The organism is Leisingera methylohalidivorans DSM 14336 (genome assembly GCF_000511355.1).
GTDB lineage: Bacteria > Pseudomonadota > Alphaproteobacteria > Rhodobacterales > Rhodobacteraceae > Leisingera > Leisingera methylohalidivorans.
This window is the reverse complement of the sequence record NC_023135.1, coordinates 3,595,107-3,610,595: the sequence shown is the minus strand read 5'-3', so window position 1 is coordinate 3,610,595 and position 15,489 is coordinate 3,595,107. Positions and strand designations below refer to the sequence as shown.

Below are 15,489 nucleotides of genomic sequence, written 5' to 3'. Positions count from 1 at the left end.
GGAGTGGGACCATGACGACAGATCTGGCTGCTTTCGCAAAAGAAAAAGGCGTCAAATATTTCATGATCTCCTTCACCGACTTGTTCGGTGGCCAGCGCGCCAAACTGGTGCCGGCGCGGGCGATCGCAGATATGCAGGAGGACGGTGCTGGGTTCGCAGGTTTTGCCACTTGGCTTGATCTGACCCCGGCGCATCCCGACATGCTGGCGGTGCCGGACCCAAACGCCGTGATTCAGCTGCCTTGGAACAAGGAAATTGCCTGGGTCCCGGGCAATTGCGTGATGGAGGGCGAAGATGTCGCCCAGGCGCCGCGCAACGTGCTGCGCCGCCTGATCAAGGAGGCCGCGGACGAAGGCCTGCATGTGAAAACCGGGATCGAAGCCGAGTTTTTCCTGCTGACCCCCGATGGCGAGGAAATTTCGGACCCCTTCGATAACGCCGAAAAGCCCTGCTACGATCAGCAGGCAATGATGCGCCGTTTGGATGTGATCCGCGAAATCAGCGACTACATGCTGGAACTGGGCTGGGGCGCGTATCAGAACGACCATGAGGACGCTAACGGCCAGTGGGAAATGAACTGGGACTTCGATGATGCCCTGGCAACCGCTGACAAACACAGCTTCTTCAAGTTCATGGCAAAATCGGTGGCGGAGAAGCACGGCTTCCGCGCCACCTTCATGCCGAAACCGGTAGAGGGCCTTACCGGCAACGGCTGCCATGCGCATATCTCGGTCTGGGATGCTCCCGGCGCGGATTCGCGCAACAATGTCTTTGCGGCCGAAAAAGGCACAGGCGATATCGCTGAACTGGGGCTCTCCGAACAGGGCGGTTACTTCCTGGGCGGCATCATGAAACATGCCTCGGCGCTGGCGGCGATCACCAACCCGACGGTGAACTCCTACAAGCGCATCAATGCGCCGCGCACCATGTCGGGTGCGACCTGGGCGCCGAACACCGTCACCTGGACCGGTAACAACCGCACCCACATGGTGCGCGTGCCCGGCCCCGGCCGGTTTGAGCTGCGCCTGCCCGATGGCGCTGTGAACCCCTATCTGCTGCAGGCGGTGATCATCGCAGCCGGGCTTTCCGGCGTCCGCTCCAAGGCCGACCCCGGCCCGCGTCATGACATCGACATGTACGCCGAAGGCCACACCATCACCGACGCGCCGAAGCTGCCGCTCAACATGCTGGATGCGTTGCGCTTCTACGATAAGGACGATGGCCTGAAAGCAATGATGGGCGAGGAATTCTCTGCCGCTTACCTGAAGATGAAGCAGCAGGAGTGGAACTCCTTCGTCAACCACTTCTCCCGCTGGGAGAAGGACAACACGCTGGATATCTGACCCGGCAGTGATTCCCCCTGTCTGGCCTTCGGGCCGGACCTTGCATGGCCCGGGCATTGCCCGGGCCCTTTTTGTTTGCGTCAGCGCTTGCCGCATATGCGCCGTCTTCACCCGGGGTGAAATTCCGCTTGTTTCCGATGGGCGCCGGACGTGGTGAAAATGCCCTGTTTTTCAGGCGGATTCGGTCAGGAATGTGTTGACGAGCAGGAAAATAATTTGAGTAATAGGAATATATAGAGCCTCGCTATGGCACGCGCCTCGGGGTTTCAGCCAGAAGAGACGGCAAAAAGGGAGATAGCCATGAGCTACAAGAGTGACATCGAGATTGCGCGTGAAGCGCAGAAGAAACCGATCCAGGAGATTGGTGCGAAGATCGGGATTTCGGACAGCGATCTGCTGCCCTACGGCCACGACAAGGCAAAGGTGTCCCAGTCCTTCATCAACTCGGTGCAGGACCGCGAAGACGGCAAGCTGATCCTGGTGACCGCGATCAACCCGACCCCGGCGGGCGAAGGCAAGACCACCACCACCGTGGGCCTGGGCGACGGTCTGAACCGGATCGGCAAGAACGCGATGATCTGCATCCGCGAAGCCTCCCTCGGCCCGAACTTCGGCATGAAGGGCGGCGCTGCAGGCGGCGGCTATGCGCAAGTGGTGCCGATGGAGGAGATGAACCTCCACTTCACCGGCGACTTCCACGCCATCACCTCGGCGCATTCGCTGCTGTCGGCGATGATCGACAACCACATCTACTGGGGCAATGAGTGCGACATCGACACCCGCCGCGTCGCCTGGCGCCGGGTTGTGGACATGAACGACCGCGCCCTGCGGGTGATCACCGCGTCCCTGGGCGGCGTCTCCAACGGCTTCCCGCGCGAAGCCGGCTTTGACATCACCGTGGCCTCGGAAGTGATGGCGATTCTGTGCCTCGCCAACGATCTGAAAGACCTGGAAAAGCGCCTCGGCGACATCATCGTGGCCTACCGTCGCGACAAGACCCCGGTCTACTGCCGCGACATCAAGGCCGAAGGCGCGATGACCGTGCTGCTGAAAGACGCAATGCAGCCGAACCTGGTGCAGACCCTGGAAAACAACCCGGCGTTTGTGCACGGCGGCCCGTTCGCCAACATCGCCCACGGCTGCAACTCGGTGATCGCCACCAAGACCGCCCTGAAAGTCGCCGACTACGTGGTGACCGAGGCCGGTTTCGGCGCCGATCTGGGTGCTGAGAAGTTCATGAACATCAAATGCCGCAAGGCAGGCATCGCCCCCTCCGCGGTGGTGCTGGTGGCCACCGTGCGGGCGATGAAGATGAACGGCGGCGTTGCCAAGGCGGACCTGGGCGACGAGAACGTCGACGCGGTCAACGCGGGCTGCGCCAACCTCGGCCGCCACATCGAGAACATCAAATCCTTCGGTGTTCCTGTTGTGGTTGCGATCAACCACTTCGTCACCGACACCGATGCCGAAGTGGAGGCTGTCAAAGCCTATGCCGCCACCCATGGCGTCGAGGCGGTGCTGTCGCGCCACTGGGAACTGGGTTCGGAAGGCTCGGCGCCGCTGGCCGAGAAGGTTGTGGAAATCGTCGATGCGGGCCAGGCCAACTTTGCGCCGATCTACCCCGACGAGATGTCCCTGTTCGACAAGATCGACACCATCGCCAAGCGCATCTACCGCGCCGACGAGGTGCTGGCGGACAACAAGATCCGCAACCAGCTGAAGGAATGGGAAGAGGCTGGCTACGGCAATCTGCCGGTCTGCATGGCAAAGACCCAGTACTCCTTTTCGACCGACCCGTCGCTGCGCGGTGCGCCGGTGGGCCATTCGGTGCCGGTGCGCGAAGTGCGCCTCAGCGCCGGTGCCGGCTTCATCGTGGCGGTCTGCGGCGAGATCATGACGATGCCGGGCCTGCCGCGCAAACCGGCGTCGGAAACCATCCGCCTGAATGACGACGGCCAGATCGAAGGCTTGTTCTAAACGGCGATATGCGACATTCACGGCCCGGGTCCCATCCCGGGCCGTGAGAGTTTTAAGACATGAGCACACGCACCCCGCCAGATGCCTGCAGTGATATGGCAAGCCTCCGGCTTCAGATCGACCATCTCGACCGGGAGCTGATCGCGCTGCTGGCCGAGCGGGCCGGATACATCGACCGGGCGATTGCGCTGAAGCAGGCAAACGGCTGGCCGGCGCGGATCCCGGAACGGGTCGAGGAAGTGGTGCTGAATGCCCGCGCCGCGGCCGCGGAACAGGGGCTGGACCCCGATCTGGCCGGGCACCTGTGGCGGCAGCTGGTGGAGTGGTCGATTGCCCGCGAGGCGCGGGTGATCCGGGAAGAGTAGGCAGGTCTCAGGCCTGCGGCAAAGAGGAAGAGATCAAATGGCAGCAACATTGATTGACGGCAAGGCCTTTGCGGCCAAGGTGCGCGGCCAGGTGGCTGAGCATGTGGCGCGGCTGAAAGAGGAACACGGCATCACCCCCGGCCTGGCGGTGGTTCTGGTCGGCGAAGACCCGGCCTCCCAGGTCTATGTGCGCTCCAAGGGCAAGCAGACCGTCGAGGTCGGCATGAACTCGGTCGAGCACAAGCTGGATGCGGATACTTCCGAGGCGGATCTGCTGGCGGTGGTCGAGCAGCTGAACAACGATCCCTCGATCCACGGCATCCTGGTGCAGCTGCCGCTGCCGAAGCACATGAACGAGGATCTGGTGATCAATTCGATCGCGCCGGAGAAGGACGTGGACGGCTTCCACATCTCCAACGTCGGCCTGCTGGGCACCGGCCAGAAATCGATGGTGCCCTGCACGCCGCTGGGCTGCCTGATGATGCTGCGCGACCACCATGGTTCGCTGTCGGGCATGGACGCGGTTGTGATCGGCCGCTCCAACATCGTCGGCAAGCCGATGGCGCAGCTGCTCCTGGGCGACAGCTGCACCGTGACCATCGCGCATTCGCGCACCAAGGATCTGCCCGATGTGGTGCGCCGCGCCGACATCGTGGTGGCGGCCGTCGGCCGTCCGGAAATGGTGCCGGGCGACTGGATCAAGGAGGGTGCGACCGTGATCGACGTCGGCATCAACCGCATCGAGCGCGACGGCAAGACCAAGCTGGTCGGCGACGTTGATTTTGCCTCCGCTGCCGAGCGCGCGGGCGCCATCACCCCGGTGCCGGGCGGCGTCGGCCCGATGACCATCGCCTGCCTGCTTGCCAACACCGTCACCGCGGCCTGCCGCGCCCACGGCCTCAAGGAACCCGAAGGCCTGACCGCCTGACCCGGCGCAGACCGCTGAACGCCTGACAGATTTGCACCCGCCGGACGCCTCCGGCGGGTGTATTTTTGGGAAAGAGGGAATAACGAAGTGGGACTTCAGGCGCGCGGGGGCGGTCTCAATGGCCGAGATAGGCAATGCCGCCAAAGGTGACGGCCACGCTGATCCATTGGGCGCGGTTCATGCTTTCGCGCAGCACCAGCCAGGCCAGCACCACAGTAACCAGCCCGAAGAGCGACGCGCCGACCGAGGCGAATTCCGGCCGGGGCAGGCTTCCGGAATAGATCACCAAGCCAAGAGCAAAAGCGTCCAGCGTGCCCATCAGCACCAGCAGCGGCAGCATTTTGCGGGCGGGCAGTTGCACCATCCGGGCAAGCAGCGCCAGGCCCAGCAGCATCAGGATGGCGGCCAGACGGGTCACGATCAGCACTGGCCATTCGGCGCCGGCCAGGGCGGCGGCCTGGCCAATGGCAAAGGTAAGCGCAAATCCGACGGCGCCTGCCAGACCCCAAGCAGCGGCTTGCAGGTTGACCGGGCTGCCGTCTTCTTCGGTGGAAAAGACCGCAATGCAGCCGACGCCGCCAACCACCGCGGCAACCGCGAGCCAATGGCCCAGGCCAACCGGCTGCCCCTGCAGCATTGCCATGCCAAGCGACAGCACCGGATAGGAGCCCACCAGCGGCGCCACCAGTTTCACCGGCCCCAGGGCCAAGGCGCGGTAGAGCGCATAGGAGCCGAGGGCAAAGATGGTGCCCGAGAGACCTGCCAGCCGCGCGGCCGGGAGGGTCATCGCCTGCCAATCGCCAAGGGCCAGGGCCGCCCCGGCGACCAGAATCGCCCCGGTGCCAAAGACAATCAGCATGGCCGGCAGAATGCCGGTTCGCTGCGATACGAACCGTACGCAAAGGTCATGGGTTCCCCAGGCAAGAGCCGCGGCGAGGCCAAAGAGCAGCGAGTGCATGGCGAGCATCCTATTGTTTGCGGCATTCACCCCCAGGAAAGTGACGCATCCCGGGCATTTGCCGTTTTTCCGCAGAAAATCAACATGTTTGTTGATTAGAGTGGAGGAACGCAATATTCTTTTCAATAAATAAATATTCCGGCCGTGCAATATTTGGCTGGAATCCAGCAGGAGATGCACGATGAATGACATGAGCTTCCCTGAGGTTGTCAAAGGGCCGCCGAAGCCTTCCGGACTATATCAGCCATCGGTGTTTTCGCTGCCCAAGGGAACTGAACGCTATGTGGTGGAAGGGTGCGGCGCAATCCTGATCCGGGTGGAAACTGGTGATGCGGTGACGGTTGTCAACGACGAAGGCGGCCAGCCCTGCGAAATCGTTGCTGCCGGAAACAAGGGCGGCATTGATGCCGGGATTATCGGCATGGCGCCGAACAGCGACGCCGGCGGGCTGAAGGCGCTGCTGACCTCGGCGGACCAGTCCTTGCGCGGTCTGCGCATGGGAATGGAGGCACGCGGCATCAATCTGGGGCAGGGCGGTGCGGTGCGCTTCTTTGGATCGGACACTCCGGCCAAGACCGAAGAAAGTTTCACGGTTCAGCGCGACGGCGTGGTGATCATCGCAGCGCCGGGCGGGATCATGGATTTTGAACGGCAGGATACCGCCACGCAGCTGACGGTCATGGTCAAGCGCGCGGTGATCAAGCAGGTGGCACGGTTTGAGCTGCCGGACCCGCTGGCCGATCCGGTGCTGGACTTGCGGGTCAAAAGTGCAACCGCCGAAGCCTATTTCGTGAAGGCTGGCGACTACATCCAGGTGCTGGATGTCGATGGGCGCCAATGTACGGACTTTCAGTGTTTTGCGGCCCGCAAGCTGGACAAGGGGATCGAGCATGCGCTGGATGTAACCACAACACGGACGCTGATGGGACATGCCTATCCGATGCCGGGGCTGCATGCGAAATACTATGATCAGGATATGCTGCCGCTGGTCGAAGTGGTGCAGGACACTGTGGGGCGCCATGATGCCTTTGCTCTGGCTTGTGCGGCGAAATACTATGACGACATCGGCTATCCCGGCCATGTGAACTGTTCTGACAACTTCAACGGGGTTCTGGCTCAGCACGGGGTGACGCCGCGGGCGGGCTGGATGGCGATCAACTTCTTCTTCAACACCGGGCTGGATGAGCACGGTGTGATGTATGCCGATGAGCCCTGGACCCGGCCCGGCGACTATGTGCTGCTGCGGGCGCTGACCGATCTGGTCTGTGTCAGCTCGGCCTGCCCGGATGACACCAGCGCCGCCAACGGCTGGAACCCCACCGACATTCACATCCGCACCTACAGCGGCCAAGAGACCTTCAAGCGGGCGATTGCTTTCCGCGCGACCCCAGAATCGGAGCCGAAGATGACCAAGGAAACCGGTTTTCACGACCGCCTCAGCAAGATGACCCGCAATTTTATCGAGTACAACGGGTACTGGCTGGCCAATTGCTATGCCGAGTCCGGGCCGCTGGAGGAATACTGGGCCTGCCGCGAGAAATGCGTGCTGCTGGATCTGACGCCCCTGCGCAAGTTCGAGATCACCGGGCCCGATGCCGAGGCGCTGTGCCAGTATATCTTTACCCGCAATATCAAGAAGCTGGCGGTCGGGCAGGTGGTCTATACTGCGATGTGCTACCCGCATGGCGGCATGATCGACGACGGCACCGTGTTCCGGCTGGGCAAGGACAACTTCCGCTGGATCGGCGGCTCGGATTACGGCGGCGAATGGATCCGCGAACAAGCGGAGAAGCTGGGGCTGAACGTATTGATCCGCTCGTCAACCGACATGCAGCACAATATCGCCGTGCAAGGCCCCGAAAGCCGTGATCTGCTGAAGAAGATCATCTGGACGATGCCGCACAATCCGACGCTGGAAGAACTGGGCTGGTTCCGGTTCACGCCTGCGCGCATCGGCGGAGAGCATGGGGTCCCGGTTGTGGTTTCACGGACCGGCTACACCGGTGAGCTGGGGTATGAAATTTTCTGCCATCCGAAACACGCCGGAGACGTCTTCGACGCGGTCTGGGAGGCGGGACAGGACCACGGTATCCGCCCGATGGGGCTGGAGGCGCTCGACATGGTGCGGATCGAGGCGGGGCTGATCTTTGCCGGCTATGACTTCAGCGATCAGACCGACCCGTTTGAGGCAGGCATCGGCTTTACAGTGCCGCTGAAGTCGAAAGAGGATGACTTCGTCGGCCGCGATGCGCTGATCCGGCGCAAGACCACGCCCGCACGCAAGCTGGTGGGGCTGGATATCGACTCGGCGATCGACGTTGGGCACGGCGATTGCGTCCACATCGGCCGGGCGCAGATTGGCGAGGTGACGTCCTCGATGCGCTCGCCGCTGCTGGGCAAGAACATCGCGCTGGCGCGGGTGGATGTGTCCTGTGCCGAAGCCGGTACCGAGGTGGAGATCGGCAAACTTGACGGGCATCAAAAACGCCTGCCCGCAAAGATCGTACCCTTTGCCCATTACGATCCCAAGAAGACCCGGCCTCAATCCTGAGGCCGGCCGCTTCGGGGCTGGGAGGTACTCATGGTTCAGAAGCTGATAGAGCAAATCGGCGGCGAAGACGTGCTGCGTGCCTTGGTCGAACGGTTCTACGATATAATCGAAGAGACGGAGACCGGGGCACGGATCGCCCGGTTGCACACGCGCGGGCATGGATTAGACCATGCCCGCATCGAGCAGTTCAACTTTCTGTCCGGGTTCATGGGCGGACGGCGGTATTACGAGGAAAAGCACGGGCATATGGACGTGAAACTGATGCACGCCCATGTGCCGATCACCGGGGAAGACGCCGAGAACTGGCTAAGGTGCATGGATCAGGCGCTGGCGGATTTGTCGCTGGAAGGGCCGCATGTGGAACGGCTGCGCCAAGTGTTGCGGCGGGTGGCGCTGATGCTGGTCAATGATCTGGCAGAGTGGGGCGAGGCGCGCGTATCAGCCTGAACCCAGTGCTTGCAGCCGCTGCGGGATCCTCCGGCGGGAGTATTTCAGGAAAGTTGAAAAGCGGAGGCGGGCCAGGAGTTAGCCGGGGCGCCTCAGGAAGATCTGGACGTCGGCCACATTGGTGCCGGTGCCGCCGGTCATCAGCAGCGCATCCGCGGCTTTCAGCGCCGCGTTGCTGTCGTTGTTGGCGAGCAGTGCGTCCGGGTCCTGTCCGGCAGCTTTGATTGCGTTCCAGGTGGCAGGGGTGGCAATGCCGCCCGCGGCATCCGTGGGGCCGTCGCGCCCGTCGGTGCCGCCGGAGAGGAACAGCCAGTCGCCGCTGAGCCGCTCTGCGCCCAGTTTGGCGACGCGCAAGGCGAGTTCCTGATTGCGGCCGCCAAGGCCGGTGCCGGTGAGCTGGACAGTGGTTTCACCGCCAAAGATCAGCGCAACGGGTTTGTTCCCGGGCGCGGCTTCTGCTGCTTTTACTACGGTTTCAGCGGCCTCGGCCACGTCGCCCGTCAACCGGTGAGAGACCAGTTTGGGACCCCACTCCGCAGCTGCGGCGCTCATCATGGCTTTAAGGCTGTGGCGGTTGGAACCGATCAGCGTGTTGGTGGCCGGGGGCAGTGCGTCCGGAGCCTCATGAGTGGCGCTGAGGTGGGCTTTGACGGCCTCCGGAGCCCTGTCCCAGATGCCAGCCCGTTGCAGGGTCTCCCGCGCCTGTGCACGGGTGCCGATAGGCGCCACGGTAGGACCGGAGGCAATGGCGCGCAGGTCGTCGCCGATCACGTCCGAGAGGATGAAGGCCTGCACCCGGGCGGGTGCGGCATGACGCAGCAGGCCGCCGCCCTTGGTGTCCGACAGCTGCTGACGGATCAGGTTCATCTCGTTGATATCCAGCCCGGAGGCGAGCAGCAGTTTGTTCACTGCCGCCTTGTCCGCCAGTGTGAGGCCGGGGGCGGGGGCCACCATCAGCGCGGAGCCGCCGCCGGAGATCAGCGCAATCAGCCGGTCATCGGGGCCCAAGGCATGAGCCAGTTCAATGGCAGCCTGACCTGCGGCAGCGCTGTTTTCATCCGGCACCGGATGGCTGCCGCAGATCACTTTGGCGCCAGGAATCTCCGTGTGATTTTCCGGGTTTGTGATGGCCAGCGCCTGGGCGGTGCCGGGGATCAGATCCAGCGCTTCGCGCATCATCGGAACGGCTGCCTTGCCCACTGCCAGCAGCACGTTGCTGCCGCCTTCCGGCAGGGCAGGGAGCGGAGAGGCCGTCAGCTGTGCCCGCAGTGCCCGGGCCGGGTCGGCGCGGTCGACAGCGGCCTGAAACAGGGCCTTGGCGGTGGTCAGCAATCCGGTCATCTGCATCTCCTTGGCATAGCGGCGTACAGCCGCCCCAGTGGAACCGGGGCGGCGTAAGACTTTAAAAACAAACGGCGGCTTAGTTGCCGGCGATCTGTTTGGCTTTTTCCACCAGCACTTCTGCCTGACGGATCGAGGCATAGTCAATCAGGCGGCCGTCCAGCGACACCGCGCCTTTGCCGGCAGCTTCGGCTTCGGCCATGGCTTCCAGAATGCGGTGCGCCTTGGTGATTTCAGCATCCGAGGGCGACATCACCTCGTTGGCCAGCTCGATCTGGCTGGGGTGGATGGCCCATTTGCCTTCGCAACCCAGAACTGCGGCGCGTTTGGCGGCGGCCTTATAGCCTTCCTTGTCCTGGAAATCGCCGAACGGGCCGTCGATCGGGCGCAGGCCGTTGGCGCGCGCGGCAACCACCATGCGGGCCAGCGCATAATGCCACATGTCGCCCCAATGCACCTCGCGGGAGCCGTCTGCGGCCGGGTCGGTCAACACCGAATAATCGGGGTTCACGCCACCGATGATGGTGGTGCGGGCGCGGGTCGAAGCGGCATAGTCGGCAACGCCGAAATGCAGCGATTCATTGCGCTTGGAGGCTGCGGCAATTTCACTCACATTCTGCATGCCCAAAGCGGTCTCGATGATGTGCTCAAAGCCGATTCGCTTTTTCAGGCCCTTGGCGTCTTCGATCTGGGTCACCAGCATGTCGACGGCGTAGACATCGGCGGCGGTACCCACCTTGGGAACCATGATCAGGTCGAGACGTTCTCCTGCCTGTTCAACAACATCGACCACATCGCGGTACATGTAGTGGGTGTCCAGGCCGTTGATTCGGACCGACATGGATTTGTTGCCCCAATCGATATCGTTCAGGCCTTGGATGATATTCTTGCGGGCCTGGTCCTTTTCATCCGGCGCAACCGCGTCTTCGAGATCCAGGAAGATCACATCGACGTCAGATTTTGCCGCCTTTTCAAACATTTGCGGCTGGGATCCCGGGATCGCCAGTTCACTGCGGTTCAGGCGGCCGGGGGCTTGTTCAATGGTGTGGAATGACATGGGTTCGCTCCTCATTCGTGATAGGTTTTCGTCCTCTCCCCTCTAGGCATTCCTCACGAGGGTGTTTCCTGTCAAGAAAAAAATCTTCATTTAAATACATTCGCGCGCGTGTTCGTGGGCGCGACGCGCCCCCGCGTGCGTACGTGCCCGCGTGAGGCGCCCGCCGCCGTCACGGGATCATTCCTCGAGAAGGAAATCACCCTTGGCGGCGCGGTTGGCGTAGTAAAACGCAATCGCCTGGGCGCGGTTCTTGACCGAAAGTTTTTCGTAAAGGTTCGACAGGTGGAACTTCACCGTGTTGGTTGAGATCCCCAACTCCTTGCTGAGCTCCTTGTTGGTCAGCCCCTTCGACAGCGCTTGCAGCATCGTGCGTTCGCGGCGTGACAGCTGCTCAATCGGATCGGTTTGCAGGCCTCGGACGTCGAGGAAGGGGAAAACCATCTTGCCTTCAGCGACGGCTAGGCAGGTATCCAGAACGTCTTCGACAGCGCTGGAGCGCGGGGCGAAGCCGGCAGCGCCGGCGCTCATCGCCTTGCGCGGCACCTCGCCGCTCTCCTCGGCATAGACCACGAGCCGAGGCGCATTGGCCTGGTCGCGCAGCACTTCGATCAGCTTGGCGCCGCCAAGCGCAGGCAGATTCCAGTCGATGATTCCGACCTGAACCGGCACCCGCATCACCGTTCCAAGGAAGCCTTCAGCCGTTGCAGAGGTCGCGACCAGCGAGAATCGCGGGTCCTTGTCGAAGATTTCTGACATCGCCGATAGCACCAGTGGATTTGCGTCAGCCAGCATGACCGAAATCGGGGAAACTTTGTCGCTTATGGGAGCCATTTGGTGCCCTTTTGTGAAAAACTACCCAAGTGGGTAGGGGTGGTTTTGGTATGCAATGGTATTTTTACCTTTTTGGGCAGGTTTTTTACCACCCAATTAGATACCCAAAAGCAGGATATAGGTATGTTGCGTGTTTTGTCGACCTAGGGTTTCCTTGGGTTAACAGATGTTGCACGTCAGGAAACAAACCTTCCCGCAGTGAAGACCGCAGCGGAAGAGGCCCGTGACCTCCTGCACATCGGCGAACTGAAACCAGCGAGGTCTAACCCCGATGACTGAACCCATGATCTTCCCCAGCCTGGAAATTCCGGAAACCCTGGCCGCCGGCCCTGGCCCGGGCAATACCGATCCCCGCGTGCTGCAGGCCTTTGCCAACACCGGCTTGGCCGACCACATGCAGGCGGACGTGCTGCGCGGCATGATCGAGTGCAAGCAGATGCTGCGCGATCTGTGGGGCACCAGCAACACCTACACCTACGGCGTTGGCGGCACCGGCTTCTCTGGGCTGGACTGCATGCTGAACGCGATCCTGCCCGGCGACAGCGTGGTTGCCTTCCAGAATGGCACCTTCTCGGGCATCGACGCAATGACCATCCGGATGAAGGCCGCCACCCGCGCGGAGCTGGCCGCCGATGCGATGAACCCGCAGCCTGCCTCGGTCACCGTGATCGACGTGCCGCACGGCGAGTCGGTTTCCGGCAAGCTGGTGGAACAGGTACTGGCTGAGAAGAAACCGAAATGGGCCTTCATGGCGCATTGGGAAACCGGCTCGGGCCGCATCAACGACCTCAAGGGCTTCTCGGACGCGTGCGTGAAACACGGCGTGATGGGCCTGATCGATGCGGTGTCCTCGCTGGGCATCGAGGATTTCTCGATCGACGATTACCCGGGCGTTGCCGGCTGGGCTTCCTGCCCGCAGAAAGGCGTGCTTTGCCTGCCGCTGACCTATGCACCGGTGTCGTTCACTGACAGCTATATCCAGACCGTGCGCGAGAACGGCTGCCATTCCTATGTCCATAACCCGATCCTGGAAGCGCGCCACTGGGGCATCGTGGACGGGGAGGACGTTGCCGCCGGCACCTACCACCGCACCCATTCGGGCTATGCGGTTGCCGCCTTCCACGAGGCGCTGCGCATCACCCTGCAGCACGGCCGTGCCCAGAAGGCCCGCGACTATGCGTTCCACGAGAAAGCGCTGCGCGACGCCGTGACCGCGATGGGCTGCGATGTGACCAGCAACATGACCAGCCTGGTGGTTTTGAACCTGCCCGGCGATCTTGCAGGCCGCGAGAAGGAACTGGTGGGCAACTGCCGCGCCGTGGGCTTTGGCATCTGGCCGACCCTGTCGGAGCCGGTCCAGGTCCGCATCGGCATCCTGAACCAGATCACACCTGCCGCCATCACCGACATCGTCAACCGCTTCGGCAAGGCGATGAACGACATGGGGGCAAATGTCGACCTTGAGGCGATCAACGCCCTGCTCGACCAGCATTACACAGCAGCTCTCGAGCCCGCTGAGTAATAGATTTCCGCATCCATGAGGAGGAGAGGACCATGGATATCCACGAATACCAGGCCAAGGAAGTTCTTAGCAACTTCGGCGTGACCGTACCCCCGGGCGCGCTGGCCTACAGCCCCGAGCAGGCGGCCTACCGTGCACGGGAACTGGGCGGCGACAAATGGATCGTCAAAGCCCAGGTCCACGCCGGCGGCCGCGGCAAGGCGGGCGGCGTCAAACTGTGCAACTCGGAAGCCGAGATCTATGAGGCGACCGAGAACCTGTTCGGCAAGAAGCTGGTAACCCACCAGACCGGCCCCGAAGGCAAAGGCATCTACCGTGTCTATGTCGAAGGTGCGGTGCCGATCGCCCGCGAGATCTACCTGGGCTTTGTGCTGGACCGTTCCAGCCAGCGGGTGATGATCGTTGCCTCGTCTGAGGGCGGTATGGAGATCGAAGAGATCTCTGCCGAGCGCCCCGAGTCCATCGTGCGTTCGACCGTTGAGCCGGCCGTTGGCCTGCAGGACTTCCAGGCACGCGAGATCGCGTTCAAGCTGGGCATCGAGCCGGCAATGACGCAGCAGATGGTGCGCACCCTCAAGGGCTGCTACCAGGCGTTTTCCGAACTGGACGCAACCATGGTTGAGATCAACCCGCTGGTGGTCACCTCGGATAACCGGGTCATCGCGCTGGACGCAAAGATGACCTTTGACGACAACGCCCTGTTCCGTCACCCGCAAATCGCCGAGTTGCGCGACAAGAGCCAGGAAGATCCGCGCGAAAGCCGCGCCGCTGACCGCGGCCTGTCCTATGTCGGGCTTGAGGGCAATATCGGCTGCATCGTGAACGGCGCAGGCCTGGCGATGGCGACCATGGACACCATCAAGCTGGCCGGCGGCGAGCCTGCCAACTTCTTGGACATCGGCGGCGGTGCCACACCGGAACGGGTTGCCAAGGCGTTCCGCCTGGTGATGTCCGACAGCAATGTGCAGGCGGTGCTGGTCAACATCTTCGCCGGCATCAACCGCTGCGATTGGGTGGCCGAGGGTGTCGTTCAGGCGCTGCGGGAAGTCGAAGTTGACGTGCCGGTTGTGGTCCGCCTTGCGGGCACCAATGTGGAGGAAGGCCAGAAGATCCTGGCCCAGTCCGGCCTGCCGCTGATCCGCGCAACTTCGCTGATGGAAGCCGCTGAGCGGGCCGTCGGCGCGTGGAAAAACGACCTCGACCAAAACACTCGTGTGAGGGCAGTCAAATGAGCATCCTTCTCGATCGCGAAAGCAAAGTCATCGTCCAGGGCATCACCGGCAAGATCGCCCGGTTCCACACCAAGGACATGATCGAATATGGCACCAATGTCGTTGGCGGCGTGGTGCCGGGCAAAGGCGGCGAAACGGTTGAAGGCGTGCCCGTCTTCAACACCGTGAAAGAAGCCGTTGAAGCCACCGGCGCCAATGCCTCTCTGGTGTTCGTGCCGCCGCCGTTTGCAGCAGACTCCATCATGGAAGCGGCGGATGCGGGCATCAGCTACTGCGTCTGCATCACCGACGGCATCCCGGCTCAGGACATGATCCGCGTGAAGCGTTACATGTACCGCTATCCCAAGGACAAGCGGATGATCCTTACCGGTCCGAACTGCGCGGGCACCATCTCGCCGGGCAAGGCGTTGCTGGGCATTATGCCGGGCCACATCTATTTGCCGGGCACCGTGGGTATCATCGGCCGTTCGGGTACATTGGGTTATGAGGCTGCGGCACAGTTGAAAGAGCTGGGGCTGGGAATTTCCACTTCGGTTGGCATCGGCGGCGACCCGATCAACGGCTCCTCTTTCAAGGATATCCTTGAATGGTTTGAGAAGGATCCGGAAACCGAGGTTATCGCGATGATCGGTGAAATCGGCGGCCCGCAGGAAGCGGAAGCGGCGGATTACATCAAGAACCATGTGACCAAGCCGGTTGTGGCCTATGTCGCAGGACTGACCGCTCCCAAAGGCCGCACGATGGGCCACGCGGGTGCGATTATCTCGGCCTTTGGCGAATCCGCTTCCGAGAAGGTGGAGATCCTGTCGGCGGCTGGCGTGACCGTTGCCGAAAACCCTGCCGTGATCGGCGAAACCATCGCAAGCGTGATGAAAAAGAACGCCGCCTGATCCGGCCACGGAACAGGCGCGACGCTCCACCCCTCGCCTGGGGCAAT

The 15,489-nt window shown here is 62.4% G+C and carries 13 protein-coding genes; 9 read left to right on the top strand and 4 right to left on the bottom strand.

All coding sequences use genetic code 11. The annotated features are described in order from the left end of the window. The first annotated feature begins 11 nt into the window (after positions 1-11). The 4 genes from glnT (at position 12) to folD (ending at position 4,613) form a co-directional block, all read left to right on the top strand. Positions 12-1,343 carry a type III glutamate--ammonia ligase gene (glnT, locus tag METH_RS17580; protein ID WP_024091818.1) on the top strand — a complete coding sequence of 444 codons (1,332 nt, stop codon included), beginning with the start codon at positions 12-14 and terminating at the stop codon, positions 1,341-1,343. Positions 1,344-1,643: 300 nt separating this feature from the next. Beyond that, a complete protein-coding gene (locus tag METH_RS17575; protein ID WP_024090987.1) occupies positions 1,644-3,320 on the top strand; it encodes a formate--tetrahydrofolate ligase in 1,677 nt (558 codons plus the stop codon). Between the two features lie 59 nt (positions 3,321-3,379). Beyond that, positions 3,380-3,685 carry a chorismate mutase gene (locus tag METH_RS17570; RefSeq protein WP_024090986.1) on the top strand — a complete coding sequence of 102 codons (306 nt, stop codon included), beginning with the start codon at positions 3,380-3,382 and terminating at the stop codon, positions 3,683-3,685. Between the two features lie 37 nt (positions 3,686-3,722). Further along, on the top strand, positions 3,723-4,613 hold the full coding sequence (gene folD, locus METH_RS17565) for a bifunctional methylenetetrahydrofolate dehydrogenase/methenyltetrahydrofolate cyclohydrolase FolD (protein WP_024090985.1): 891 nt from the start codon (positions 3,723-3,725) through the stop codon (positions 4,611-4,613). Between the two features lie 115 nt (positions 4,614-4,728). On the opposite strand, the gene METH_RS17560 is transcribed toward folD, so the two are convergent. Continuing rightward, positions 4,729-5,571, bottom strand: coding sequence for a DMT family transporter (locus tag METH_RS17560; RefSeq protein ID WP_024091817.1), 843 nt, complete (start codon positions 5,569-5,571; stop codon positions 4,729-4,731). A gap of 181 nt (positions 5,572-5,752) precedes the next feature. Here METH_RS17560 and METH_RS17555 point away from each other — a divergent pair, with 181 nt between their 5' ends. Further along, positions 5,753-8,122 (top strand): trimethylamine N-oxide demethylase, encoded by a 2,370-nt coding sequence (locus METH_RS17555; protein ID WP_024091816.1) that lies wholly within the window; start codon positions 5,753-5,755, stop codon positions 8,120-8,122. Positions 8,123-8,152: 30 nt separating this feature from the next. Then, positions 8,153-8,569, top strand: coding sequence for a group II truncated hemoglobin (locus METH_RS17550; RefSeq protein ID WP_024091815.1), 417 nt, complete (start codon positions 8,153-8,155; stop codon positions 8,567-8,569). Positions 8,570-8,647: 78 nt separating this feature from the next. Here METH_RS17550 and METH_RS17545 read toward each other — a convergent pair whose 3' ends face one another. The 3 genes from METH_RS17545 to METH_RS17535 all read right to left on the bottom strand — a co-directional run bounded on the left by METH_RS17545 (position 8,648) and on the right by METH_RS17535 (position 11,759). Then, positions 8,648-9,910 carry a glycerate kinase type-2 family protein gene (locus tag METH_RS17545; protein ID WP_024091814.1) on the bottom strand — a complete coding sequence of 421 codons (1,263 nt, stop codon included), beginning with the start codon at positions 9,908-9,910 and terminating at the stop codon, positions 8,648-8,650. A 79-nt stretch (positions 9,911-9,989) separates the two neighbouring features. Further along, positions 9,990-10,967: an HpcH/HpaI aldolase/citrate lyase family protein gene (locus METH_RS17540; RefSeq protein WP_024091813.1), complete on the bottom strand. Its 978-nt coding sequence runs from the start codon at positions 10,965-10,967 to the stop codon at positions 9,990-9,992. A 177-nt stretch (positions 10,968-11,144) separates the two neighbouring features. Then, the gene (locus tag METH_RS17535; RefSeq protein WP_044008743.1) at positions 11,145-11,759 is read right to left on the bottom strand and encodes a response regulator transcription factor; all 615 of its coding nucleotides are present in this window, start codon (positions 11,757-11,759) and stop codon (positions 11,145-11,147) included. Positions 11,760-12,069: 310 nt separating this feature from the next. On the opposite strand from METH_RS17535, the gene METH_RS17530 reads away from it, so the two are divergent. The 3 genes from METH_RS17530 to sucD are packed head-to-tail and all read left to right on the top strand — an operon-like array spanning position 12,070 to position 15,442. After that, positions 12,070-13,320, top strand: coding sequence for a pyridoxal-phosphate-dependent aminotransferase family protein (locus METH_RS17530; protein ID WP_024091811.1), 1,251 nt, complete (start codon positions 12,070-12,072; stop codon positions 13,318-13,320). Positions 13,321-13,352: 32 nt separating this feature from the next. Continuing rightward, positions 13,353-14,552 carry a malate--CoA ligase subunit beta gene (locus METH_RS17525; protein ID WP_024091810.1) on the top strand — a complete coding sequence of 400 codons (1,200 nt, stop codon included), beginning with the start codon at positions 13,353-13,355 and terminating at the stop codon, positions 14,550-14,552. Next, on the top strand, positions 14,549-15,442 hold the full coding sequence (sucD, locus tag METH_RS17520) for a succinate--CoA ligase subunit alpha (protein ID WP_024091809.1): 894 nt from the start codon (positions 14,549-14,551) through the stop codon (positions 15,440-15,442). The genes METH_RS17525 and sucD overlap by 4 nt, the downstream gene beginning before the upstream one ends. The last annotated feature ends 47 nt before the right edge of the window (positions 15,443-15,489 follow it).

What these genes read in the sequence shown, in the direction of transcription:
- glnT (WP_024091818.1), top strand. Translation starts at nt 12, where the DNA reads ATGACGACAGATCTGGCTGCTTTCGCAAAAGAAAAAGGCGTCAAATAT.
- METH_RS17575 (WP_024090987.1), top strand. Translation starts at nt 1,644, where the DNA reads ATGAGCTACAAGAGTGACATCGAGATTGCGCGTGAAGCGCAGAAGAAA.
- METH_RS17570 (WP_024090986.1), top strand. Translation starts at nt 3,380, where the DNA reads ATGAGCACACGCACCCCGCCAGATGCCTGCAGTGATATGGCAAGCCTC.
- folD (WP_024090985.1), top strand. Translation starts at nt 3,723, where the DNA reads ATGGCAGCAACATTGATTGACGGCAAGGCCTTTGCGGCCAAGGTGCGC.
- METH_RS17560 (WP_024091817.1), bottom strand. Translation starts at nt 5,571, where the DNA reads ATGCACTCGCTGCTCTTTGGCCTCGCCGCGGCTCTTGCCTGGGGAACC.
- METH_RS17555 (WP_024091816.1), top strand. Translation starts at nt 5,753, where the DNA reads ATGAATGACATGAGCTTCCCTGAGGTTGTCAAAGGGCCGCCGAAGCCT.
- METH_RS17550 (WP_024091815.1), top strand. Translation starts at nt 8,153, where the DNA reads ATGGTTCAGAAGCTGATAGAGCAAATCGGCGGCGAAGACGTGCTGCGT.
- METH_RS17545 (WP_024091814.1), bottom strand. Translation starts at nt 9,910, where the DNA reads ATGACCGGATTGCTGACCACCGCCAAGGCCCTGTTTCAGGCCGCTGTC.
- METH_RS17540 (WP_024091813.1), bottom strand. Translation starts at nt 10,967, where the DNA reads ATGTCATTCCACACCATTGAACAAGCCCCCGGCCGCCTGAACCGCAGT.
- METH_RS17535 (WP_044008743.1), bottom strand. Translation starts at nt 11,759, where the DNA reads ATGCTGGCTGACGCAAATCCACTGGTGCTATCGGCGATGTCAGAAATC.
- METH_RS17530 (WP_024091811.1), top strand. Translation starts at nt 12,070, where the DNA reads ATGACTGAACCCATGATCTTCCCCAGCCTGGAAATTCCGGAAACCCTG.
- METH_RS17525 (WP_024091810.1), top strand. Translation starts at nt 13,353, where the DNA reads ATGGATATCCACGAATACCAGGCCAAGGAAGTTCTTAGCAACTTCGGC.
- sucD (WP_024091809.1), top strand. Translation starts at nt 14,549, where the DNA reads ATGAGCATCCTTCTCGATCGCGAAAGCAAAGTCATCGTCCAGGGCATC.